The sequence below is a fragment of the Ferrovibrio terrae genome (assembly GCF_007197755.1).
Classification (GTDB): domain Bacteria; phylum Pseudomonadota; class Alphaproteobacteria; order Ferrovibrionales; family Ferrovibrionaceae; genus Ferrovibrio; species Ferrovibrio terrae.
This window is the reverse complement of record NZ_CP041636.1, coordinates 345,230-368,958: the sequence shown is the minus strand read 5'-3', so window position 1 is coordinate 368,958 and position 23,729 is coordinate 345,230. Positions and strand designations below refer to the sequence as shown.

At 64.8% G+C, this 23,729-nt stretch carries 21 protein-coding genes; 11 read left to right on the top strand and 10 right to left on the bottom strand.

Annotation, left to right across the window (positions count from 1 at the left end; translation table 11 throughout):
• Nucleotides 1–205: 205 nt before the first annotated feature.
• The 4 genes from FNB15_RS01735 to FNB15_RS01720 all read left to right on the top strand — a co-directional run bounded on the left by FNB15_RS01735 (nucleotide 206) and on the right by FNB15_RS01720 (nucleotide 4,579).
• On the top strand, nucleotides 206–634 hold the full coding sequence (locus FNB15_RS01735; RefSeq protein WP_144067057.1) for an NUDIX hydrolase: 429 nt from the start codon (nucleotides 206–208) through the stop codon (nucleotides 632–634).
• A 76-nt stretch (nucleotides 635–710) separates the two neighbouring features.
• On the top strand, nucleotides 711–1,820 hold the full coding sequence (locus tag FNB15_RS01730) for a hypothetical protein (RefSeq protein ID WP_144067056.1): 1,110 nt from the start codon (nucleotides 711–713) through the stop codon (nucleotides 1,818–1,820).
• Nucleotides 1,817–3,232: a hypothetical protein gene (locus FNB15_RS01725; protein WP_144067055.1), complete on the top strand. Its 1,416-nt coding sequence runs from the start codon at nucleotides 1,817–1,819 to the stop codon at nucleotides 3,230–3,232. The genes FNB15_RS01730 and FNB15_RS01725 overlap by 4 nt, the downstream gene beginning before the upstream one ends.
• Nucleotides 3,233–3,343: 111 nt before the next feature.
• Nucleotides 3,344–4,579, top strand: a complete 1,236-nt coding sequence (locus tag FNB15_RS01720; RefSeq protein WP_185973674.1) for a pentapeptide repeat-containing protein — start codon at nucleotides 3,344–3,346, stop codon at nucleotides 4,577–4,579.
• Here the strand turns inward: FNB15_RS01720 and FNB15_RS01715 are convergent.
• From FNB15_RS01715 to FNB15_RS01695, 5 genes are all read right to left on the bottom strand, one after another.
• Nucleotides 4,576–5,718 carry a hypothetical protein gene (locus tag FNB15_RS01715; protein ID WP_144067053.1) on the bottom strand — a complete coding sequence of 381 codons (1,143 nt, stop codon included), beginning with the start codon at nucleotides 5,716–5,718 and terminating at the stop codon, nucleotides 4,576–4,578. The genes FNB15_RS01720 and FNB15_RS01715 overlap by 4 nt on opposite strands.
• A gap of 71 nt (nucleotides 5,719–5,789) precedes the next feature.
• The gene (pgi, locus tag FNB15_RS01710; protein ID WP_425460313.1) at nucleotides 5,790–7,442 is read right to left on the bottom strand and encodes a glucose-6-phosphate isomerase; all 1,653 of its coding nucleotides are present in this window, start codon (nucleotides 7,440–7,442) and stop codon (nucleotides 5,790–5,792) included.
• A 33-nt stretch (nucleotides 7,443–7,475) separates the two neighbouring features.
• The gene (locus FNB15_RS01705) at nucleotides 7,476–9,116 is read right to left on the bottom strand and encodes an alpha-D-glucose phosphate-specific phosphoglucomutase (RefSeq protein ID WP_144067051.1); all 1,641 of its coding nucleotides are present in this window, start codon (nucleotides 9,114–9,116) and stop codon (nucleotides 7,476–7,478) included.
• 10 nt (nucleotides 9,117–9,126) lie between these two features.
• A complete protein-coding gene (glpX, locus tag FNB15_RS01700) occupies nucleotides 9,127–10,089 on the bottom strand; it encodes a class II fructose-bisphosphatase (protein ID WP_144067050.1) in 963 nt (320 codons plus the stop codon).
• A gap of 156 nt (nucleotides 10,090–10,245) precedes the next feature.
• Entirely contained in the window at nucleotides 10,246–11,106 is an 861-nt protein-coding gene (locus FNB15_RS01695) for a DUF1194 domain-containing protein (RefSeq protein ID WP_144067049.1), read from the bottom strand.
• 114 nt (nucleotides 11,107–11,220) lie between these two features.
• Between FNB15_RS01695 and FNB15_RS01690 the strand changes: the two genes are divergently transcribed.
• From FNB15_RS01690 to FNB15_RS01670, 6 genes are all read left to right on the top strand, one after another.
• Nucleotides 11,221–12,483, top strand: a complete 1,263-nt coding sequence (locus FNB15_RS01690) for a UbiH/UbiF/VisC/COQ6 family ubiquinone biosynthesis hydroxylase (RefSeq protein ID WP_144067048.1) — start codon at nucleotides 11,221–11,223, stop codon at nucleotides 12,481–12,483.
• Nucleotides 12,484–12,578: 95 nt separating this feature from the next.
• Nucleotides 12,579–13,760 (top strand): PepSY-associated TM helix domain-containing protein, encoded by a 1,182-nt coding sequence (locus FNB15_RS01685; protein ID WP_144067047.1) that lies wholly within the window; start codon nucleotides 12,579–12,581, stop codon nucleotides 13,758–13,760.
• Nucleotides 13,757–13,924, top strand: coding sequence for a hypothetical protein (locus FNB15_RS20900; protein ID WP_185973673.1), 168 nt, complete (start codon nucleotides 13,757–13,759; stop codon nucleotides 13,922–13,924). The genes FNB15_RS01685 and FNB15_RS20900 overlap by 4 nt, the downstream gene beginning before the upstream one ends.
• 95 nt (nucleotides 13,925–14,019) lie before the next feature.
• The gene (locus tag FNB15_RS01680; protein WP_185973672.1) at nucleotides 14,020–14,556 is read left to right on the top strand and encodes an RNA polymerase sigma factor; all 537 of its coding nucleotides are present in this window, start codon (nucleotides 14,020–14,022) and stop codon (nucleotides 14,554–14,556) included.
• 134 nt (nucleotides 14,557–14,690) lie between these two features.
• Nucleotides 14,691–15,644, top strand: coding sequence for a FecR family protein (locus FNB15_RS01675; protein WP_185973671.1), 954 nt, complete (start codon nucleotides 14,691–14,693; stop codon nucleotides 15,642–15,644).
• 280 nt (nucleotides 15,645–15,924) lie between these two features.
• The gene (locus FNB15_RS01670; protein WP_185973670.1) at nucleotides 15,925–18,078 is read left to right on the top strand and encodes a TonB-dependent receptor; all 2,154 of its coding nucleotides are present in this window, start codon (nucleotides 15,925–15,927) and stop codon (nucleotides 18,076–18,078) included.
• Between the two features lie 4 nt (nucleotides 18,079–18,082).
• Here FNB15_RS01670 and FNB15_RS01665 read toward each other — a convergent pair whose 3' ends face one another.
• The 4 genes from FNB15_RS01665 to FNB15_RS01650 are packed head-to-tail and all read right to left on the bottom strand — an operon-like array spanning nucleotide 18,083 to nucleotide 20,427.
• Nucleotides 18,083–18,514 carry a gamma-butyrobetaine hydroxylase family protein gene (locus FNB15_RS01665; protein ID WP_144067043.1) on the bottom strand — a complete coding sequence of 144 codons (432 nt, stop codon included), beginning with the start codon at nucleotides 18,512–18,514 and terminating at the stop codon, nucleotides 18,083–18,085.
• Entirely contained in the window at nucleotides 18,514–18,723 is a 210-nt protein-coding gene (locus FNB15_RS01660; RefSeq protein WP_144067042.1) for a Trm112 family protein, read from the bottom strand. Before FNB15_RS01660 ends, FNB15_RS01665 begins: the two co-directional genes overlap by 1 nt.
• A 9-nt stretch (nucleotides 18,724–18,732) precedes the next feature.
• Entirely contained in the window at nucleotides 18,733–19,419 is a 687-nt protein-coding gene (locus tag FNB15_RS01655) for an LON peptidase substrate-binding domain-containing protein (RefSeq protein WP_144067041.1), read from the bottom strand.
• An 18-nt stretch (nucleotides 19,420–19,437) separates the two neighbouring features.
• Nucleotides 19,438–20,427, bottom strand: a complete 990-nt coding sequence (locus FNB15_RS01650) for a thioredoxin family protein (protein WP_144067040.1) — start codon at nucleotides 20,425–20,427, stop codon at nucleotides 19,438–19,440.
• A 212-nt stretch (nucleotides 20,428–20,639) separates the two neighbouring features.
• Between FNB15_RS01650 and amt the strand changes: the two genes are divergently transcribed.
• Nucleotides 20,640–22,781 carry an ammonium transporter gene (gene amt / locus FNB15_RS01645; protein ID WP_185973669.1) on the top strand — a complete coding sequence of 714 codons (2,142 nt, stop codon included), beginning with the start codon at nucleotides 20,640–20,642 and terminating at the stop codon, nucleotides 22,779–22,781.
• Here amt and FNB15_RS01640 read toward each other — a convergent pair.
• Nucleotides 22,778–23,719 (bottom strand): LysR family transcriptional regulator, encoded by a 942-nt coding sequence (locus FNB15_RS01640; protein WP_144067038.1) that lies wholly within the window; start codon nucleotides 23,717–23,719, stop codon nucleotides 22,778–22,780. The genes amt and FNB15_RS01640 overlap by 4 nt on opposite strands.
• Nucleotides 23,720–23,729 lie beyond the last annotated feature (10 nt).

Here is a 23,729-nt window from a genome sequence, read left to right as displayed (position 1 = left end):
GACGCCGGATCACTCTGGAATCTGCTGTACAACGCAGAGTCCCTGCTTTCAACCTGAAATCCCGCCGACCCACCCGCGCAGCCCTGAAGATCCGGTCCTAACGGCTCTGCCGGTGGAAAGTTCGGCCCGGTCCCAGTGTCGGACTTTTCGGCTATCGTGGCGGTCCGGGAATCAATCCGGGAATCGGCCCGCATGGAGACGCCGCATGTCGCGCGAATACCCCCCCAACCCGCTGGTCGGGCTTGGTGCGATCGTCTGGAAGGACGGGCGGGTGCTGATGGTCCAGCGCGGCAATCCTCCGCGGGCCGGCATCTGGAGTCTGCCGGGCGGTGCCCAGACTCTGGGCGAGACGGTGGAGGCCGGCATCCATCGCGAGATCGCCGAGGAAACCGGGGTGGTGATCGAACTGTTGGGCCTTGTCGAGGTGATCGATTCGATCCAGCGCGATGCCGCCGGCCGTGTGCTGTATCATTATACTATCATCGACTATGTCGCCCGCTGGGTGGCGGGTGAGGCGGTGGCCGGCGACGATGCCGCAGCGGTCGCCTGGGTCGATCCGGCCGACCTGCATCGCATGGACCTGTGGGACGAGACCGTGCGGGTGATCGAAAAATCACGCGAATGGCTGCGCTGACCCCCGGGGTTGTTTGCTCCACACCCGCCTTGTGGTTTATTAGGGAGAGGGTTTTCGCTATCTATCGTCGGACAAGATGAATTTCCCCAGAGGGTCAGCGTCGCAATTCCAGCCCGCGAAGTTTGAAGAGCGCGGGACGGCGGTTGCGTTCACCACGCCGGCGCTGAGCCAGGCGCGTGTCCGCATGGACAGTCGCGACAATCTGGAATTGACGGTTTCCGCTTTCTCCGGCGTGAAGGGCAACTACGTCATCCGCTGGAAGGATGTGCCCGAGATCTTCCAGCTCACCATGCACGACCGCGCACTGCAGGAAGAAATCTTCAAGAAGAATTCCTGCCTGCCGCCCGATGTGCGCATGGCGACGCTGGAAACGGCGCGCACCGGCCTTGCCGGGCCTGAGGCGCAGAAGAGCGCCGAGGAAGCCATCACCGAGGAAGAGAACGAAGTTCTCCTCACGCGCTACTTTCTGTTCAAGTCGGCGCTGGAGCGACTCTCCGGCGGCCAGATGACCCTGCATGTGTCGGATTTCACCTCCACCGCCGGCCGCGACCGCATCCGCTCCGGCCTGGGCGAGATCGCCAAGAAACTTGGCACCAATGCCAACGAGCTCTACGACCGGCTGGAGCGCTGGGGCCAGTATATCTCCCCGCTCGGCATGCCCGGTATGCCCAAGGAAAGCCGCCTGCGCCGACTGGTCAGCGGCATTGCCGGCTTGGCGCAGTCGCTGAATCACTGGGCCGACAGCGACAAGTCGGAGGCCTCCGATCTGGCCCGCGGCATCGCCAAGGTCGCCTATTTCACCGACGACTTCGCCCGCGACCTGGCCGCCGCAGCCGTGCGCCCGGTCGAATATGCCGAGCGTGTCCTGTCCAACTGGGAGAAGGCGACAGAGGCGCTGGAGCGCGATATCGGCCGGCTGTGGTGGACCGTGGACGGATGGGAATTCATCCTTCTGCTGTGGAAGGATGCCGAAGACCGCGACCGCGACGCCCAGCGCGCGGCGGTAACGGAAATTTATCGAGTTCTTCCCATCATCCCCGATAAGGAAGCCGCCAACAGGCCAAATCTGGCAGCGATGCAGGAGAATACGCGCATGCAGGTGCGCGCTCTTGAGGGATGGAATTCCGGCTCGCTCGATATCGAGATGGTCCGGCGCGTAGAGAACGTGAAGCGGAAACGGATATGACCGATCTTGCGTCCGAGCTGCGCGACATCGAGCGCAAGCTGTTCGAGATACCCGACGAGAAGGTGGCGCAGCTCACCCTGCTCATCGAACGCTCGCGCGCCGTCGTGCTCTCGGCGGCCCTGGCCGATGCCGCGCTCGGCACCCTGCGGCCGCGACTGGCCAAGACCCGCCCGCCGCGCCACCTGACCCTGCAACGCATTTTCTGCCATCCCTTCGAAGACCTGCTGATCCTGCCCGAAGACGGCGACAAGCAGTTCGGCCGCATCTCGCGTGCCTCATTGGCGCCCTGCTGGGAATTCGTCGTGCAGTCCCTCGACCAGGCCTCGGTCAAGGAACTGGAAGCCAGCATTCGCACTTCAGCAGCGCCGGCCATCGGTGCCAGCGCCGACCCACGCATCCCCAAACTGGGTATCACGCTCTGGAACATCGCCGCGCGCCGCCTGCGCGAGGATGTCAGCCAGGCCGACAGCGATCCGGCGCATCGCGCCGCCCTTGTCGCCAGGCTGGGCAGCGAAACCGCCTACCTCGACCTCGTCGACATGATGTGCATGCTGGAAGTCTCCGCTGCGCTGGAGACTCTGCGCGATGAGCTGTCGCCCAAGCCGGTCGGCAGGCTGCTCGAAGCACAGATCGAAGCCATCAAGGAAGGCTATACGGCGCTCTGCACCAGCGGCGCCGGCCTGCCGGGCTACATGATTGCCTTCATCCTCGCCCGGATGAGCGATCCTTTCCAGGCATTGCCGATCTTCGACAGCCTGGGCGATATGCCGACCGGCATCGCCGATCTCAAACCCGGCCAGTATGCGCGCCGCATGATTGCGGGCGACAGCAAGCGATTCTTCAAGTCGATCGGTCGCGCCGATGCCGGCAAGATGGAAGCCGGCAATATCGCCGGCATGGTTGATGACTTCGTGGTGATGATCGGCCGTCTCAAGGCCGATGGCATGGCTGAAGGGCCGCAGCCCGAGATGGACGCCGCCGGCGGCAAGCTCCGCGACATGGTCAGGACCGGCGTGCTGAGTGGCGCCGATGCCAAGGTGCTGGATGCACTGGCGACGCCGACCGCGATCGAGCCGGGCCAGGAAGCCGCCGTCAAGGAAGCGATCTTCAATGCCAAGCTGCAGGCGGAAGATCGCGTCTATGCAATCCAGAAAGTGGCCAAGGTTGCCAGCGGGATCGGTGCCGACAAGGATGTGGGCGACACGCTCAAGCAGCTTGGCGGCCAGATCGAACAGGGCGGCGGCTCGCTGGTGGCCGATATCAAGGCAGGCAAGCTGAACGGTATCGGCAAGGATGCTGCCAAGCAGCAGCTCTACGGTGCCGTGCGCATGCTGGAACTGGTCAGTGGCGGTTCCGCCGCAGGCAAGCTTATGAAAGACGGTCTCGCCGCCATTGAAAAAATGCCGGCCTGAGGCCATCTGACTCCTTAAGTCACCTTCGGGTGCTTGAGGAGGCGCATGACGGCCAATCAGGGCGATCCGGGAAATAACAGCCAAGCTGCGCCTGCCCCCGCAGAGACCGGGATGATCCGCAAGAAGTTGACGCAGGCGGATATCGCCAAGGCCATCAAACTTCATCAGGATTACCGCAACGGTGTGTTCGGCGGCCGGCGTGCGATTTTCTCCTTCCAGGATCTGGAAGGCATGATGTTCGCCGGGGCCAATCTCAGCGATGCGGATTTCACCGGTGCTGCGCTGCATGGCGCCAGTCTCGGCGGCTGCAACCTCGACCGCGCGGTGTTATTTGGTGCCGATCTTCGTATGGCCAATCTGGCCGGCGCCAGTCTGGTGCGTGCCGATCTGCGCGGCGCCCTGCTGCAGGGCGCCAATCTTACCTATGCCAACCTGTATGATGCCGACCTGCGCGACGGCATGATCGCCGAGCGCGACGCCAAGACGCGCGACATCCGCGCCATGCAGTTCAAGTCCGGCGCGGCCGACATGCAGGGCGCGGCGATGCAGGGCGCTAACCTGTCCAGGGCCCGCATGAGCGGCGTGGCGGCGCAGCATACCGATTTCACCGATGCGATCATGGTCGGCTGCAGTCTGGTGCGGGCCAATCTGGCGCATGCCAACCTGACCAATGCCGATCTCACGGGCGCGGATTTGTCCGGGGCCAGTCTGAAGGGCGCGACGCTGACCAATGCGGTGCTGACCGAGGCCAAAATGCAGATGGCCGATCTGAGCGGCGCCAATACGGCCGGCATGCTGAACGACAAACCGGCCGGCAGATCGCTGGACGAACTGGACATGACGCCGGAAGAAGCGCTGCGCCTGCATGCGCAATGGGTGACCAGCGGCGGCGCGGCAGGTAAGGCGGTGGATTTCACCGGCTTCGACCTGCGCAAGATCGGCAGCCTGTACAAGGCGCAGTTGACCGGCCTGGTGGCCAACAACGCGGTGTTCTTCGGCCTCAACCTCGAAGGCGCGGCGATCCAGGGCGCGCGGCTCGCCAATGCCGACCTGCGAAACTGTCGCCTCAGTGGTGCCGACCTGCGCGGCGCCACCCTGCGGGGGGCAAACCTGTCGCATGCCGATCTGCGCCAGGTCGACCTGCGGCCGCTGGTGGTGGCCGAGACGCGCAGCTTCCCCAGCCATCTCGACAATGCCAATCTGCGCCATGCCGATCTGCGCGAGGCCAGGCTGCAGCAGGCTGTGCTGCGCGATGCCGATCTGCTGGAAGCCAATCTGGACGGCGCGCAGACCGAAGGCGCGGATTTTGCCGGCGCGGTCGGCGTGAAGGTCACGCCACCGTCTTAACGCTTGAGTGCGGCTTTCGCGTCATAGGGCGCGTGCTCGGCCGTGAAGCCGGCCAGTTCGCCGCTCGCAAGACCCAGCATCAGCGGCTCGCAGTTTTCCCGCTCGACCGTCACGCGCGTATTGAATGCCTGGTGCGTATAGCCGTGCTTGTCGCCGATGCGATAGACCGTCGGCCCCGATTTATCACCCGGACTGGTGGTGCGGCTGCGCAGGCCAAGCAGGCCGGCATGACCAACCTCCAGCCCCGACAGTCCGGCGGCGATCTGTTCGGCTTTGGCCAGGAAACCGTAAGTCTCGATGCTGCCCGCCGTGCCGCCGAGTTCACGCAGGAACTGGCCGATCAGGATCTGGCCGGGCAGTGCCTTGGCAATGATGCGCGCCAGCGTGATGGTCACTTCGCCGACAATGTATTCAAAGCCGCGCGGCGTGGTGCCTTCCACCTGGTGGTACGAGAAATGGCTGCCGACAGTAAAGGCGGCGCGCAAGGTCGGCACCAGCTTCGCATTGCCCTTCTGCCGTGCCAGCGCATTGTCGGACAGGATCAGCAGCAATGCGAGCCAGCTGCGCAGGTCGGCATCCGGACCTTCGCCGCGATTCCAGACATAGAAGCCGTCGCCGACGGTAGACCGCGCCAGTTCGGTGCGCAGGCCCGCCTGATTGAGGCGCTTCCCGGCAGAGTTGATCGAATATTCCAGCGAGGACAGCTGCGCCACCTGTTCCAGCGGCGAATGCTTGGAAAAGCTGACGATGTCGAACAGGATGACGGCGCGGCTTTCGGTGGCGCTGATCGTATAGCGCCGCACCAGCGTCTCGATCTGCAGCGGATTCACCTCGCCCTTCGCAGAGCCGATGGTGAAGGGCAGGTCCATGGTCAGCGGCCGCGCCCGCAGCAGCTTGCAGGTCTCGGCGAAACTGGCGGCATCCATCAGCCGCCGGCCGCGCACCAGTCGCGGCAATTCCTCGGCGCTGCCCAGCACCGTATAGGGTTCGCAAAAACAGAAGCTGGCGCGGCCGCCTTCATGCGTCCAGCCGGCCACGATGGTCTTGCCCAGTCGCCAGGAAGAATGCAGGACGAAGTCGATCTCCCGCATACCCTGTCGTACCGCGTCCTGCTGGCGCGCGACATTGGCTTCGCTCATGGCGACAGCACTCGCATGTTTTCGATAACCCCAAACCTGCCCGCCGCCCCACCGCGGCAGACAGGTGAAGACTACGACCGGGGCTGGCTGCGCGCCAGTGCGATCATGCCGGCTGTCGCGCTGTCATGCGCATGCTGCAGCGAGGGGTCGATCAGTTCTTCCAGGATCGGCTTGGCCAGCTGTTTGCCCAGTTCCACGCCCCACTGGTCGAAGGAATTCACCCCCCAGACGATGCCCTGCACGAAGATCTTGTGCTCATAGAGGGCGATCAGCATCCCGAGGTGGTAGGGATCGACCTGGGGCAGCAGCAAGGTAGTGCTCGGGCGATTCCCCGAAAAAACCTTATGGGCTGCAAGGGCAGCCACCTTCGCATCGTCTGCGCCGTCCGCGCGCAGTTCGGCCTCGGCTTCCGCACGGGTCTTGCCGCGCATCAGCGCTTCGGCCTGGGCGAAGGCGTTAGCCAGCAGCATCTCGTGATGCTTGCCCTGCGGATAACGCGACTGCAGCGGCACAATGAAATCGGCCGGAATGGTCTGTGGGCCCTGATGCAGCAGCTGGTAGAAGGCATGCTGGCCGTTGGTGCCCGGTTCGCCAAACACGATCGGCCCGGTCTGGAAGCCCAGCGGACGGCCCCAGCGGTCGACGCCCTTGCCGTTACTCTCCATATCCGCCTGCTGCAGATACGGCGCCAGCTTCGACAGGCCCTGGTCGTAGGGCAGCACGGCGAGGGCGGGGAAATTGAGGAAGTTGACGTTCCAGATGCCGGCCAGCGCCATCAGCACCGGCAGGTTCTCGTTCAGCGGTGCGGTGCGGAAATGGTGGTCCATCGCATGGGCGCCATCCAGCATCAGGCGAAACTTGTCCATGCCGATGCCAAGCGCGATCGGGAAGCCGATGGCCGACCACAGCGAATAGCGGCCACCGACCCAGTCCCAGAACTGCAGCACCTGTTCGGGACGAATGCCGAACTTGCCCGGCACCGTGGTGTTGGCCGACAGGCCCATGAAATGGCGGGGCCAGTCAATGATGCCGGGGCCGAGCTTTTCCTGCAGCCAGGCCCGCGCCGTCTCGGCATTGGCCATGGTTTCCTGCGTGGTGAAGGTCTTGGAGGCCACCACGAACAGCGTGGTTTCGGCGTCGCATTTCTGCAGCGCGCGCGCGATATCGGCGCCATCCACGTTGCTGACGAAATGGATGTCGATATCGGGCAGTTTGTCGGCGGTCAGGGCCTCCAGCGCCATGCGCGGGCCCAGATCCGAGCCGCCGATACCCATGGCGACCACGCTCTTGAACTGCTTTTCCGTTATGCCGCGCCAGGTGCCGTCGCGCAGGGCCGCGATGATCTCGCCCATGCGCTTCAGCTCGTCATGCACCAGCGCCGCGATATCGGTGTTGCCCAGCAGCAGGCTGGCGTTGGCCGGCAGGCGCAGTGCGGTATGCAGCGCTGCGCGGTTCTCAGTGGTATTGATCGGCTCGCCGGTCAGCATGCGGTCGCGCCAGGCTTCCACATCGGCGGTCCTGGCGAGGTCAAGCAGCAGGTCGAGCGTTTCGCCATCCATGCGCTGGCGCGACAGGTCGAGCAGCATGTTGCCGCAGCGGAACGAGAAGGTCTCGAAGCGTTTGTCGTCGGCAGCAAACAGGTCGCGCAGCTGCCGCGTACGCGTGGCGCTGGCATGGGCGGCGAGGGCACGCCAGGCGGAGGTCTGGTCGATCGGCGGCGGCAGCGACATCATTCCTCCGACGGTTGCGTCAAAACCTTACGTGATCACATCGGGCGCGGCGCGCCCAGTGATCTTGCGAAGGCCGGTCTGGATCTCGGCGAAATCGATCAGCGGCTGCAGGCGGGCCTGTACGTCGTCAGCCTGTTTCGCCGGATCGGCTTCAAAGAGTTCGAAGTATAAACGCACGGTCGCGCCTTCGGTGCCCGTGCCGGACAGGCGGGCGATCAGCCGGGCCTGTTCGCCACAGATCACCCGCAGGCCCTGGCCCTTGCTCTCGCTGCCATCCACCGGATCGCGATAGGCGAAATCGTCGGCTGCCGTGACCACCATGCCGCCGACCTTCTGGCCGGGCAGGCTGGGCAGGGCCGCCCGTAGCCGGTTCAGGGCTTCCGTGGCCTGTCTGGCATCGACGGCTTCATAATCATGTCGGCTGTAGTAATGCCGGCCATAGCGCTTCCAGTGCGCCTGCAGGATCGACAGCACGGTTTCACCGCGTTTCACCGCCAGCAGGTTGAGCCAGAACAGCACGGCCCAGAGGCCGTCCTTCTCGCGCACATGATCCGAACTGGTGCCGTAGCTTTCCTCACCGCACAACGTAATACGACCCGCATCCAGCAGGTTGCCAAAGAACTTCCAGCCGGTCGGCGTCTCGAAACATTCGATCTTGAGCGCGCGCGCCACCGCATCCGGCGCGCGGCTGGTCGGCATCGAACGCGCCACGCCGGCTATGCCCTTGGCGTAACCCGGCGCCAGCGTCGCATTGGCCGCCAGCACGGCGAGGCTGTCGCTCGGCGTCACGGCGATGCCCTTGCCCAGGATCATGTTGCGGTCGCCGTCGCCATCGGACGCGGCGGCGAAATCCAGTTCGCCATCCAGCACCGCGGCCTTGTACAGCTCCGGCGCATAAACCGGGTTCGGATCGGGATGGCCACCGCCGAAATCCTCCAGCGGTTCGGCATTGATCACGCTCTTGGCCGGTGCGCCCAGCATCTCGACCAGCAGGCGTTTCGCATACGGCCCGGTGACGGCATGCATGGCATCGAAGCGGAAGCGGAAATCCTTGCGGGCCAGCAGGGCGCGGATGGCATCGAAATCGAACAGGCCGCCGAGCAGCACGGCATAATCGTCGACCGGATCGATCACTGTCACGGTCATGTTGCCGATCTTGCGATTCCCGATGGCATCGAGGTTAACCGGGGCGTCCGTATCGAAAATGCGGTAATGCCGGATCGTCTGCGTGCGCTTGTAGATCGCCTCGGTCACGGCTTCCGGAGCCGGGCCACCATTGGCGATATTGTATTTGATGCCGAAATCACCGTCCGGTCCGCCCGGATTGTGGCTGGCTGACAGAACCAGGCCACCGCGCGCCCGATGACGCCGGATCACCGCGCTGGCAGCCGGCGTGGAGAGAATGCCGCCCTGGCCGACCAGCACGCGGTCGATGCCGTTGGCGGCGGCCATGCGCAGGATGATCTGGATGGCACTGCGATTGAAAAAGCGGCCGTCGCCGCCCAGCACCAGCGTCCCGCCCTGCAATTCGGGCGCGCAGTCGAACACTGCCTGCACGAAGCTTTCGAGATAGCCCGGCTGCTGGAATACCGTCACCTTCTTGCGCAGGCCGGATGTACCGGGTTTCTGCCCCTCGAAGGCCGGCGTGGCGACTTCACGCAGACTCATGGCGAGTGTCTCAGGCAACGGGAGCGCGGCTGGAGATATCGTGGCGTGCGCCGGTCTTGGCCATCAGGATCACGCTATGGGTATAGGCGATGCCCTTTTCGATGGCGATGCCGCGGCAGACCGGCCCGGAATTGATCCCGGTGGCGACGAAGACGGCATCGTCGCTTTTCACCAGCTCGTTGCCGCTCATCCATTTGGCCGGGTCGAGGCCGAATTCCTTCACTTTCGTGGCTTCGTCATCGCCCTGCGGATCAACGCGGCCGAAGAACTCGCCGCCCATGGCGCGCACGAAGATCGCGGTGATGATGCCTTCCGGCGAGCCGCCGGTGCCGAACAGGGCATCGACATTGCTGCCCGGCTGCACCGCCATGAAGGCGCCGGCGACATCGCCGTTTTCCTGCAGCATGGTGCGGGCGCCGGCATCGTGGATGTCCTTGATCATCGCGTGGTGGCGCTTGCGGTTCAGCACGAAGATGCGCAGCTCCGACACCGGCTTGTTCAGCGCGGTGGCCAGCGCTTCCAGCTTCTTCTTCACCGGCCAGGCCGGATCGACTTTGCCCTTGGCGGCAGCCGGCAGCACCAGCTTGTCCATGTAAAAGCTGGGGCCGAGATCGAACATCGCGCCGCGCGGCGCCAGCGCCATCACCGCCATCGAATTGTCGACGCCATTGGCCATGTTGGTCGTGCCCTCGATCGGGTCGACCGCGATCTCGATTTCGGGTTCACCCTTGCCGATGCGTTCGCCGCGATACAGCAGCGGGGCATTGTCCTTCTCGCCTTCGCCGATCATCACCACCGCGTTGATGTTGATGTCGTTCAGCGCCTTGCGCATCGCTTCCACCGCGGCGCCGTCGCCGTCTTCCTTCCTGCTGCGGCCGACCCATGTATGCGCGGCAATCGCGGCGGCTTCGGTAACGAGGCGGAGGGCGAAAGGAAAGTCGGCGCGGTCGAACGGACCGGGACGCGTGGACATGAAGGATACTCCGAGGAAAGTGTCAGGTCGGGACGGGGCCGGTGCTTGTCTGCCGGTCAGTTTATTGCTTGGAAATACGGCAAAAACCGGGCGAGGCCAAGGTGCCCCGGCGTGACTTTGGCGGGTTTTTTGTCGCGCCGGAAAGCTTTGGGCCGGCTACTGGTCCCAGCGCCGGCGCCAGAATTCCTGGCTCTGCCGTTCGCCCACGTCGCAACCCTTGGGATAGCGATAGCCCGATTGCACCTTGTGGGTCACCGACGGGCCGATCAGCTGCCAGGCCGGCGGCACGGCTGGCGCGGTGGCGATTTCGAGGATCAGCTTGCGGCGCACGGCTTCGTGGAAAGTGTCGAAACTCTCCGCCACCACGACAAATGAGCCGGGGCCACCGATCACGCAGCCCTCGTAATAGCGGTCGAGGTCTTCCAGTTGCGGGAAGCCCCAGGTGTTCTGCTTGCCGTTCAGGATCACCAGGCCGTTGATCACGATGCCCGACGACACCGCCTTGTCGCGCGCGATGTCGATCGGCCCGCCGTCGTTGTTCGGCCCGTCGCCCGAAATATCCAGCACGCGCCGCAGGCCCTTGTAGGCGCCGTCGCCGAAGCGGGGAATGGCATGGGTGATTGCGCCGGTGATGCTGGTGCGGCGCGCGGTGCGCGTCTGGCTGTCCAGCAGGTGCTGCGCCACCCTGCGCGCGCTGGCTTCGTCCTGCACCAGCGTCCAGTCCATGATCTGGTTCTGCAGATAGGCGTCCGACCAGTCGAAATAGGCGATGGCGATCTTGCCATGGATGCCGCCGCGGATCGCCTTCAGCACATCCTTGTCGATCAGGGCGCGGGCATAGCCTTCGCGCTGCAGCCGGGCTTCGTCAGCATCGATGCTGCCGGAGATATCAACGGCCAGCAGCAATTCAAGATCGACGGGCATCTGCTCGGCGGCCAATCCCTTCGAGGGCAGGGACAGCAGCGGCAGGCCCGTCAGCCACGCCAGAACCAGGAAGGTCAGCGGCTTGAACGGCATGGACCAAGGCTAATCCTACGCGGCGGCCGCGTCCAAAGAAATTGCGGCATAACGTCCAAGATCAGACAAGGCTGGGACTGGACAACCGGGGGAGCCGTGCCGAGGATGCCGGCCATGACGCACCCTTCCGTAGCCAGTCAAGCCGAGTTGTTCGACGTCGTCGTGATCGGTGGCGGCCTGAACGGCCTGACCCAGGCCATCGCCTTGGCCCGGCACGGTATTTCGGTGGCGGTGATCGACCGTGAAGATCCTGCCCGTGTCACCGAAGCGGCCTTCGATGGCCGCGTCTCGGCCATTGCCCTGGCCTCGCAGCGCATGCTGGACGCCATCGGCCTGTGGCGGCATGTCCGCATGGCGCAGCCGATGTGGGACATCCGGGTTTCGGATGGCGACTCGCTGCTCTTCGTGCATTACGACCACAGCGAAATCGGCAGCGCCCCGTTCGGTTACCTGGTCGAGAACCGCGTGATCCGGCAGGCCCAGCAGGCCGCGCTGGCCGATTGCCCCAATCTGGAACTGATCGCGCCGATGACCGCGCGCAGCATCGACTACGGCCTCTCCGGCTCGGGCGCGCCGGCAGAGATCGAACTCGGCAATGGCCGGCGACTGCGCGCACGCCTGATCGTGGGGGCCGATGGTCGCCAGTCGGCGATCCGCCGTGACGCCGGCATCCGCACCATCGACTGGTCCTATCGACAGACCGGCATCGTCTGCACCGTGCAGCACGCATTGCCGCATGAGGGCGTGGCGCAGGAACGCTTCCTGCCAGCCGGGCCGTTCGCCATGCTGCCGATGACCGACGATGCAGCCGGTCATCATCGTTCCTCGCTGGTCTGGAGCGAGCCGACCGAGCGCGCGGCTGCGATCATGGCGCTGGACGATGCCGGTTTCGCCGCCGAGATGCGCCAGCGCTTCGGCACCGGCTATGGCGACTGTGACGTGGTCGGGCCGCGCTGGTCCTATCCGTTCAGTTTCATGCTGGCGCTGAAATATACCGCGCATCGCATGGCGCTGGTCGGCGACTCGGCGCATGGCATCCACCCCATCGCGGGGCAGGGGCTCAATCTGGGCTTACGCGATATCGCGGCGCTGACCGAAGCGGTGGTCGATGCGCGCCGCCTGGGTCTCGATATCGGTCGCAGCGATGTGCTCGAACGCTACGAACGCTGGCGCCGTGTCGACAATGTCGTGCTCGGCGCCGTCACCGATGGCCTGACGCGGCTGTTCTCCAACGATATCGCGCCGTTGCGGATCGCCCGCGATCTCGGTCTCGGCATGGTCAACCGCATCGGGCCGCTGAAGAAGCTGTTCATGCGCCATGCCATGGGCGATGTCGGTCGTTTGCCCCGCCTGCTGAAGGGTGAAACGCTCGGCTAAAGCACCGTTTTTCCAAAACTTTTAAAATCTCCTCCGGTTTTTGTCATCTCGCTCGTCTTAGCTAGGGGCAGTATTTCCTTCGCGTCGGAGAGCGTATGACCGTCAAGACCTTCAAGGCCTGGTATCTCGTCCACAAGTGGACAAGCCTGATCTGCACGGTGTTTCTGCTGATGCTGTGCGTCACCGGCCTGCCGCTGATTTTCCATCATGAACTCGAACATCTGCTGAGCGACCAGAAGGAACCCGCCGACCTGCCGGCCGGCACGCCGATGGCATCGCTCGACCGGGTGATCCAGAAGACACTGGAGGCCAGGCCCGACGAAAAGGTGCTCTACGTCTCCTGGGACGAGGAAGAGCCGGAACTGGTCTTCACCACCACGGCGAAGACGATGACCGAGACGGAGGATTTCGGCTTCTTCATCTTCGATGCGCGCACCACCGACATCCTGCGCGAGGGTTCGACCAAGGATCTCGACTTCATGCAGATCATGTTCAAGCTGCATGTCGACATGTTCGCCGGCCTGCCCGGCAAGCTGTTCCTCGGCTTCATGGGCCTGCTGTTCGTGGTCGCCATCGTCACCGGCATCGCGGTTTATGGCCCGCTGATGCGCAAGCTGGATTTCGGGACGGTGCGCAAGCAGCGCAGCACGCGCCTCAAATGGCTCGACCTGCATAACATGCTTGGCATCATCACCGTGGTCTGGGCGCTGGTCGTCGGCAGCACCGGCGTGATCAACACCTGGGCGGACCTGATCATCAAATACTGGCAGTACGACCAGCTGGCGACCATGACCGCGCCCTATGCTGGCCAGCCGGTGCCGGACAGGCTCGGCCCGCTCGACAATGCCATGGTGACGGCGCGCAAGACCGCGCCGGAGATGAATCCGGCCTTCGTCGCCATGCCGGGCACGCTGTTCAGCAGTCCGCATCACTACGCGATCTTCATGCGCGGCAACACGCCGCTGACGGCGCGACTGTTCAAGCCGGTGCTGGTGGATGCGCAGACCGCCGACCTCACCGATACGCGCGAGATGCCCTGGTATGTCAAAACCCTGCTGCTGTCGCAGCCGCTGCATTTCGGCGATTACGGCGGCATGCCGCTGAAGATCATCTGGACCTTCTTCGACCTCGTTACCATCGTCGTGCTTGGCAGCGGCCTGTATCTGTGGTTCCAGCGTCGGCGCAGTCCGATCGAACAGCGTATTCGCGAACTGGAACAGGAGGGCGAACCGGAGCCCATGCTGGCCCGTGACGGCATCCGGGGGGCTGCGGAATGAATATGAAATTGTGGGGCATGCCCATCCTGCTGGGCGTGCTGAGCGGCATCGGCCTGATCTCGGCCCTGCTGGAAGACGGCCTGTGGGACGTGATGTCGTGGCTGACGCTCGGCATCCCCACCGTGCTGATGTGCTGGTACTGGCTGCGCCCCGCCAGACGCTAAGCAGGGTGCGCCGTTGGTTAAATCTGTTGCGACTAATTCGCAATTGAAATAGGGTGCCCGCCGGCGGCCAGGCCCGCCGCAGCAGGATCCTACCGGTGGCGCACCCCTTCGACCTCGCCGGGCTTTTCGCCCGGCATCGCGACGAACTGCAACGCTTTGCCCAGCGCCGGCTCGGCAATCGCGAGGCGGCGGCCGATCTGGTGCAGGACACCTTCGTGCGCTTCACCGTCGCCATGAGCGGCGGCACAAACGGCAATGGTGCCGCCCCGGCCGAGATCGATAATCCGCGCGCCTTCCTGTTCCGCATCACTGGCAATCTGGCCTCTGACGCCCTGCGGCATGACCGTGTCGTTGCCGGCGTGATCGACCCGGTGGAGCTCAGTCATAATCATCCCGCCGCCCTGCCGTCGCCGGAAGTGGAGGCGGTCGACCGCGATCTGCTGCGCCGGCTGCAGGTCGCTCTGGCCGAACTGCCCGAGGCGCAGCGCCGTGTCCTGGCGCTCAAGCGGGTGGAGGGGTTAAGCCATGCCGAGATTGCCCGGCGTACCGGCATGAGCCCGGCGGCGATCGAAAAGAATCTGGCCCGTGGCCTGCGCCGGCTGCGCGAACTGCTTGACGGGCCACAGTTGTGATCCCCAACACTGGCATGACCAAAATCCTGTCATGTCCATAAATGGAGATATCGCGGCGGGATTGCTTCCTGTGACCCGTCATACTCGATAGAATGACCGACCAGCCCCGAACCCACGCCGCAGCCGCCCCCGAAATGGCGTCGCCCAACGACATCGCCATGCAGTGGCTGATGCGTGTCAGCGATCCCGATGCGGGTGCCGATGTGCATGTTGCCTGCGCGCGCTGGCGCGCCGCGGATCCGGCGCATGAGCGGGCTTTCGCAGCCGCGCAACGGTTCTGGCAGCGCGACGAACTGGCGCTGGCGCTCGAACACAGCCTGCGTGCCCCGCAGCCGGCGCTTTGGCGCGACAGTCTGCGGCCTTTCGGCCTCGCCCTCGCTGCGATGCTGGGCCTCGCCATCCTGGCCGGTGGCATCTACCTGCTCCCGCAGGCGCGGCACTTCCGGGAATGGGCCATGGCGGATGTGCGCGCGCCGCTGCACAGGATCGCCGTGACGCAACTGGCAGATGGCTCGCGTCTGACACTCGATGCCGGCGCCGCCATCGATGTCGAATACACCGCGTCGCTGCGCAGGCTGAAGCTGCTGCGCGGCACCATCGTGGTCGAAGCGATGCCCGATCCGGCGCGGCCCATGGTGATCGCAGGCGGCCAGTCCACCGTGACAGTGGTCGGCACGCGCTTCCTCGTCAGCCGCAAGGAAGCGAATGACCGGATCGACGTGCAGTCCGGCCGCGTCGATGTGCAGGCTTATGCCGGCGGCGAGGCGAAGCTGGCGGCGGGCCAGCGTGTCCGCGCCAGCGCCGCAGGCGTCAGCGCTATCGAGGCCATCGACCCCAGCAGCGTGGCGGATTTCGCGGCCGGCTGGCGCAGTTTCGACCGGGTGCCGCTGCAGGACGTGCTGGCCGAGATCGGTCGTTACCGCTGGGCACCTATCCTGCTCGACGATCCGGCCGTCGGGATGCTGCCGGTGACGGCCCGGCTGCAGGTGAGCGAGCCGGAGCGGGCGCTGGCGGCCCTGCTGGTGACAATGCCGCTGCAGACCTACGAATGGCCGGGCGGTACGGTCCGGATCGAACGACGCCGCTGACGTCCTGAAAAAACTTGCTGGCCCGGCTGTCCGGGTTCCAGACCCAGCCTCGTCTAAAGATGCGAAGAGTACGCATTTGCATTTGGGGGCGGGTATGGTTGTCAGGGGGAAGGCGTCGGCCGGATATCGGCTTGGCGCAGCCGTTGTTGGTGGGTTTATCCTGGGAATTCCGGGCTTTCCGGTCCTGGCTCAGACAAGTGGAGCCCAGACCGGTCCAGTCCAGACGGCGCAAGCCAGCCCGGCCAGCCGCAGCTACAGTTTCGACCTGCCGGCCCAGCCGTTGACTGCCGCGCTCACCGCCTTCAGCCGCATCACTGGCCTGCAGACCGTCACCACCGGCACCAGCCTGGAGGGCAAGCGCGCCTCTGCCGTGCGCGGCAACCTCACTGCCGATGAGGCGCTGCGCCAGCTGCTGTCCGGCAGCGGCATCATGCATCGCCGCGTCGATGGCAATACCATCACCCTGCTGGATGCGCCGCAGGGCAGCATGGGCGGCGTGGTGCTGGATGCACTCACCGTCAGCGGCGAGAAGACCGAACGCACGCTGCAGGAAACCGCCACCAGCGTCGCGATCTTTGACGAGAAGACGCTGGAAAGTCGGCCGCATATTTCGTCCGCAAATGCTCTGGTCGATCGCGTGGTCAACGTCACCACGACGGGCACCAACTCCAACCTGGCGCCGACCATACGCGGCATCGACGGCACCGGGCCGACCCAGGGCGGCTACGCTTTCATCGCGGGCATCCGCTCGCGCCTCAACCTGCAGGTTGATGGCCGTCCGGTCAGCTTCAACGAACAGATCTATGGCGACAATTCGCTGTGGGATGTCGAGCAGGTTGAAGTGCTGCGCGGTCCGCAAAGCACCATGCAGGGTCGTAACGCCATCGCCGGCGCCATCGTGGTCAAGACCAAGGATCCGACCTGGCAGTGGGAGGGTGGCGGTCGCGCCATGCTGGGAAATTTCAGCCAGCGTGAAGGTGCCGCTTATCTCTCTGGTCCGCTGATCGAGGATCAGCTTGCCTTCCGGCTGGCGGCCGACCGCCAGACCAGCGAAAGCTTCCTGGAAGGCACGAAGTCCTATCCCCGGGTCAGTGACCCTGATGAATTTGAATCCACCAATCTGCGCGGCAAGCTGCTGATCGAGCCACGCAGGCTGGATGGCTTCTCCACGCTGCTGACGCTGAACTACAACAAGACATCGCAGCCGCAGGTCGAATCCGTGAGGTGGCCGGAAGCGGGTCTCGTTACCGGTTTCCCGAATTCGTCGCCCATCTTCGTGCCGCGCACGTCCAGCGGCACGGCGGATACCAAATGGCTGATCAGCGACGCACTGACCATCGAAAATACGTTCTCCTATACCGACATTTCCGTACGCCGGCTGGAGACGACGGCCTTCGGCTATGCCGAGATCGACGGCTATCAGCTGCAGGAGGAGCCACGCCTGCGCTTCACCGGCATGGATGGCAAGCTGAAAGGCCTGGTCGGACTCTATGCCTTCCATTCCAGCCAGGATGAAGTGCTGCTGATCAGTGGCACCAATCGGTACAAGGACTTCACCACCACCTATGCCACCTTCGGCGAAGGCACCTACAGCGTCCTGCCGGATGTGGATGTCACGCTGGGCGGCCGTGTCGAACGCGAGAACCGTCGTCGCCAGACCCTGCAGGGCAGCCTCACGGCGGTCAATCTCGACGAAGACTACAATGCCTATCTGCCCAAGGCCGGCGTTGCCTGGCATGTCGACAAGACCTGGACGCTGGGGGCCACCGTGGCGAAGGGTTATAACGGCGGTGGCGCTGGTGTGACCTTCGGCGGCACCAGCTACACCTTCCGGCCGGAATCGGTCTGGAACTACGAAGGTTATACGCGACATGAGTTATTGGGCGGTCGCCTGCAGGTCACCGGCAACGTATTCTATGCCGACTATAAGAACATGCAGCTGCCCTACAACATCAACGTGACAGAAGCTGTCGTTCTCAACGCGACGGAGTCACACACCATGGGCAGCGAGATCGGGGCCCGCTTCCTGGCGGCGCCGGGCCTCACTCTGTTCGGCAATATCGGCCTGCTGAAGACCGAGATCGACGAGTTCACCGGCTATGCCGGCAACAAGCTGCCGATGTCGCCGGCCTTCACGGCTGATATCGGTTTCACGTATGAATTCGACAACGGCTTCAGCGCCAGCGCCGATGCCCGGTATTCGGATGCTTACTATTCCGATCTGGAAAACCGGCCGCGCGCCAAGGTCGATCCGTATTTTGTCGCCAACCTGCAGGCCGGGTATCAGATCGTGCCGAACGCCAAGGTCTTCGGCTTCGTCAACAATGTCCTTGATGCCCGCGACGAGACGCAGATCAATCTCTCAACCAGCGGCGACACCGCTTATATCCTGCGGCCGCGCACGGTTGGCGTCGGCGTGAATGTGAAGTTCTAGGGTCTTAACGGGCGCGCGGGTCTCTGGTGAGTCCGCGCGCCTCAAGCCGCTGTAGATAGTCCTGCCAGAGGTCATCCTGGCTGTGGCCATGGTCGTAGAACCATTCCCAGCTATAGAGCCCGGTATCGTGCAGGTCATCGAATTTCAGGCGCAAGGCATACGTCCCGACCGGCTCGATGCCGATAATACCGACATGGCGGCGGCCCGGCACCAGCGTCTTCTGGCTCGGGCCATGGCCCTGGACTTCCGCTGACGGGCTTTCGATGCGCAGGAATTCCGCCGTGAAGGTGAACTGCTTGCCGTCTTCGAACGCGACGTCCAGGCGCTTCTCGGCCGAGATATAGCGCACGTCGGTGCAGGCCGGTCGGCCGGCCTGCTGGTAGAGCGAGCGCGGATTGAGGCCGCTGGCGACGCCGTATTTCGAGTCAGATGACATCACAGATGCGTGTCGTCGATCTGGCGTGCTTCGTCCACCAGCATGATCGGAATGCCGTCGCGGATCGGGAAGGCCAGCCCGGCCTTGTCGCTGACCAGTTCGTTGCGCGCGCGGTCGTAGCTCAGCGGGCCCTTCGTGACCGGGCAGACCAGCAGTTCGAGCAGCTTGGGATCGACCGGTGCGGAGGAAGTCTGCGTGGGCTCGCTCATGGCTTTTCCTTAATTGGGCTTGGCGCCGCGCGGCAGGGTGCTGTGATCCAGCATCGCCATTTCCAGCAGGCCGACCAGCAGGGCGGCGCGCGCCTTGAAATCCGTGGCTTCCAGCAGGGCCTGCTTTTCGCCGGCCGTGAAGGGACAGATCATCGCCAGCGAATGCACCAGCAGGTCGTCGTTCACCGCAGTGATCGACTCCCAGTCGGCCGGCAGGTTGTGCCGCGCGCAATAGCCGCTCAGCGCATGGATCAGGCGGTTGCGGTCGCACAGGCCATCCGGCTGCACGGCCATGTCGCCCGCGTAAGGCGCGTAGTCCGCCTCGACCTGGCGATAGGGCGTCTCGGTATCGACCTCGCGCGTCACGTTAAAGCGGCAGAGCCCCTTCAGGGTCAGCAGCATGCGGCCGTCATCGGTCTCGGTGGCCGAGACGATCTTGCCGACGCAGCCGGTGCCATACACATCGGCGCTGTTCTTCGGCGGCGACTGGCCGTCGCGACCGAAGGGCTCGGTCGGCTGCAGCATGCCGATCAGCTTGGCGCCGTTCAGCGCCGCGCGCGTCATCGCCAGATAGCGCGGCTCGAAGATATTGAGCGGCAGCAGGCCGCGCGGCAGCAGCAGCACGCCGGTAAGCGGAAAGATCGGGATGGTGGCGGTCAGCTCGGCGATGCTGGAGGGGCACTGGGACTCATGCATCGCGGCTGCTCGGTCAGATCACGAGAACAGGATCGAGGAGAGGCGGCGGCGGGCATCCACCACCAGCGGATCCATCGGGCCCATCGCCTCGAAGATTTTCACCAGCTGCTTGCGCGCGGCTTCCTCGTTCCATTTGCGATCGCGCTTGACGATATCCAGCAGCTGGTCGATGGCGGCTTCGGCATTGCCGGCGCCATGCAGCGCCACGGCATAATCCAGCCGCGCCTGATGGTCGGCCGGATTGGCGGCCACAGCAGCTTCCAGCGGCTTGAGGTTGCCTGCCGCCTGGCTGCCGGCTTCCTGCAGTTCCAGCGCCGAACGCGCGGCGACCACATCGGCATGACCGGCCTTGTCGGCAGGAATCTGTTCGAGGATTTCCTTGGCGCCCTCGATCTCGCCCATGCCGATCAGCGCACGCGCCAGACCGCCAAGCGCCGGCACATTCTCAGGCTCGGTGCCGAGCGCCGTGGAAAAGGCGGCCGCGGCATCTTCCCAGGCCTGTTCGGCCAAAGCTGTCTTGCCGGCCTCTATGGCGTCGGCGGCGCTGTCCTGGATCTCGCCCGCGCCCGGCAGGCCTTCGGCGAATTTCTTCAGCTGGCTTTCCGGCAGCGCGCCGACAAATCCATCGACCGGCTGGCCCTGATAGAAGGCATAGACGGCCGGGATCGACTGGATGCGCAGCTGCTGGGCCAGCGGCTGGTTCTTCGGATCGTCGACATTGACCTTGACCAGGCGCAGCTTGCCGTTGGCGCCCTTGACCAGCTTTTCCAAGGCAGGCGTCAGCTGCTTGCAGGGGCCGCACCACGGCGCCCAGAAGTCGACCAGCACCGGCTGCTGCATCGAGGCCTCGATCACATCCTGCATGAAGGTGCTGGCATCGGCATCCTTGATCAGGTCTGCGGATGCAGCCGCGGCGGGTGCCGCGGGCGCGGCGGGACCGCCGGCAAGGCCGGTGAGGCCGGGCAGGCTGCCAGGAATGCTGGTCGGGGATTTGGGCGAAAAGTCCATGGCCTGTATCGTCGCTCGAAATGGTTTTCAGTTTTGTCGCAGACTGTCGGGGATCACAGATAAGGACCTGTTTGGCAAAAGCCAACTGTCTGCGCCGCAAATGACGACAGCCCTGCTGAAAATATAGGCATGCCGGGCCCCGGGACAAGCCGGGCAGGCGCGGGGAATCGGCGATTCCCATGGTACGCCTCTTGCTTTGCTATTGGAGCCGCATGACGCCCGATCGCATCGATACCACCTGGGTCCTGATCGCCACCTGCATGATCTTCACCATGCAGGCCGGGTTCTGTTGTCTGGAAAGCGGCTTTGTCCGCGCCAAGAACAGCATCAACGTAGCGTTGAAAAATCTCGCCGACTTCTGCATCGCCGGCCTGCTGTTCTGGGCCTTTGGCTTCGCCTTCGCCTTCGGCGCCGGTGCGGGCTGGATCGGTGCCAGCGAATGGATGTTCGACGGCCGAACAGCCCTGGCGGCGGGCAGCTTCTTCCTGTTCCAGCTGATGTTCTGCGGCACCGCCGCCACCATCGTGTCGGGCGCGGTGGCCGAGCGGGTCAGCTTCGCCAGCTATATCGCCATCACCATCGTGATCTCGGGCCTGATCTACCCGGTCTATGCCCATTGGGCCTGGAATGCCGGCCAGTTCGGCGGCGATGGCGGCTGGCTGGTCAATCTCGGTTTCATCGATTTCGCCGGCTCCACCGTGGTGCATTCGATCGGCGGCTGGGTCTCGCTGGCCGCCGTGCTGATCATCGGCCCGCGCGCCGGCCGTTTCCTGCCCGGCCACAACAACATGCGCGGCCACGACCTGGTGATGTCGACGCTCGGTGTCATGCTGCTGTGGTTCGGATGGTTCGGCTTCAACGGTGGTTCGACGCTGGCGCTGAACGAACATGTGCCCTCGATCCTGATCAACACCACGCTGGGCGGCTGTGCCGGCGGCGTCGCCAACCTGATCCTGTCGCAGCTGCTGTACGACAAGATCCGCGTCGAGGATTTCCTCAACGGCACGCTGGCCGGGCTGGTGGCGATCACCGCCAACTGCAACAACACGCCGGGCCTTGCCGCGGTGATCATCGGCGCCGTGGGCGGCGCCGTGGCGCTGCTCGGCGCCGAACTGCTGGAACGCTGGAAAATCGACGATGCGGTGGGCGCCGTGCCGGTGCATCTGTTCGCCGGCATCTGGGGCACGCTGGCGGTGGCGATCTTCGGCGATCCCGCCGGCTGGCCGCTGACGGCGGCGGGTGTGCCGCCTGACCGTTTCACGCAGTTCGGCATCCAGCTGCTCGGTTGCGCCGCTGCCGGCGTCTACGGCTTTGGCATCGCCTATCTGGTGCTGCGCCTGGTCAACATGGCGATCCCGCTGCGCGTCAGGCTGGATGCCGAGGCCATCGGCCTGAACCAGGCCGAACATGGCGCTGGCTCGGCCATGCTCGATCTGGTCAGCGACATGGAGCGTCAGCGCAGCGAGGGCCGCTTCGACCAGCCGGTGCGCGTGGTGACCGGCTCCGAGGTCGAGCCGATCGCGCTGCAGTACAACCGCGTGATCGCCCGGGTTAATCGCGATGCCGATGCGCTGCGCCGCGCCATTGAGGATATGAAACGCGCCAAGCAGGCGGCCGAACAGGCCAGCAATGCGAAATCCGCCTTCCTGGCCAACATGAGCCACGAGCTGCGCACGCCGCTGAATGCCGTGATCGGCTTTTCGGAAATCCTCACCAACGAACTGTTCGGCCATCTGGGTGATACGCGCTACCGCGAATATGCCAGCGATATCCTGGCCAGCGGTCGCCACCTGCTCAGCCTGGTCAACGATCTGCTCGACCATACCCGCATCGAGGCCGGCCATATGGAGCTCAGCGAAGCCGAGCTGGACGTGCAGGAACAGGCCGAGGCGACGCTCCGCCTGATGCGCGAGCGCGCCGCCACCGCAAACGTGGCCTTGCAGGGCAGCTTCCCGGATGTCTTGCCCTACCTGATGGCCGACGAGCGCGCTTTCCGCCAGATGCTGCTCAATCTGCTGGGCAATGCGGTGAAATTCACCCCGGCCGGCGGCACCGTCACGCTGGTGGCGCGGCTGGAAGGCGACGGCCGGCTGGCGATTGCGATCCGCGACACCGGCATCGGCATGAAGCGCGAGGAAGTGCCGCGCGCGCTGGAGCCCTTCGTGCAGTTGCACCACCATATGAACAAGGCCTATGGCGGCACCGGGCTCGGCCTGCCGCTGGTGCAGGCGCTGATGCGGCTGCATGGCGGCTCGATCACAATCGATTCCGTCGAAGGCAGCGGTACCACGGTGACGATCCGTTTCCCGCGCCAGCGCGTGCGATCGATGCCGCCGCTCGTGGCTGCGGATTAACCTGCCTTGCGCTTCTGCCGGTCGAGATCGCGGCCGACCGCGATGATATGGCGGCGCAGCCACAGCGAGCCGGGATCGTTCTGGTGGCGCACCGGCCAGAACAGGTATTCCTCATCGGGCTCCGGCTGCAGCGGCGGCTCGACTGTCACCAGGTCGAGCTGCTTGGCAAGGCTGGTGATCAGCCGGCTCGGCACGAAGGCGACCAGGTCGCTCTGCGCCACGGTGTGCAGCGCCTGTAAGTAGCTCGGCACCGACAGCGCGATGCGGCGCTGGAGGCCCTGGCCCTGCAGCCAGGTGTCGATCAGGTCTTCGCTCTGGCCGCGGCCGATCACGGCGACATGTCGCGCGGCAAGGAACTGCGGCAGGCGACCGAGCTTCGTTCCCACCGGATGGCCGCGACGCACAGCCAGGCGGTCCGCGTCGCCGAACAGGCGCTGGCGATGAAAGCCGGGCAACGCACCGGGCCGGCAGTTGAAGGCGAAATCGATGCTGCGCGCGATCTCGGTCGCGATCGCGCCGCTGGCCTGCAACGGCGCGCCGCGCCAGGGCGTGATATCCAGCCGCACGCCGGGCGCTTCCTCCGCGATGCGGCTGACCAGCGGCGGCAGCACGAAATTGATGATGTAGTCGGGGATCATCAGCGCGAAGCGCCGCGTGCTGCTGGCCGGATCGAAACCGTCGGCCACGAACAGCCCGCGCACCTGTTCAAGGGTTTGTTTGAGCGGGCCACGTAAAGCCTGTGCGCGCGGCGTCAGTTCCATGCCGGGGCCGGTGCGCACCAGCAGCGGATCGTTCAGGATCTCGCGCAGGCGGCGCAATGCATGGCTCATCGCCGGCTGCGACAGGCCGATCCGCATCGCGGCGCGGCCGACATGCGTCTCCGTCACCAGTGCATCCAGCGCCACCAGCAGGTTGAGGTCGAGGGCAGCTAAATTCATGTCACGAATA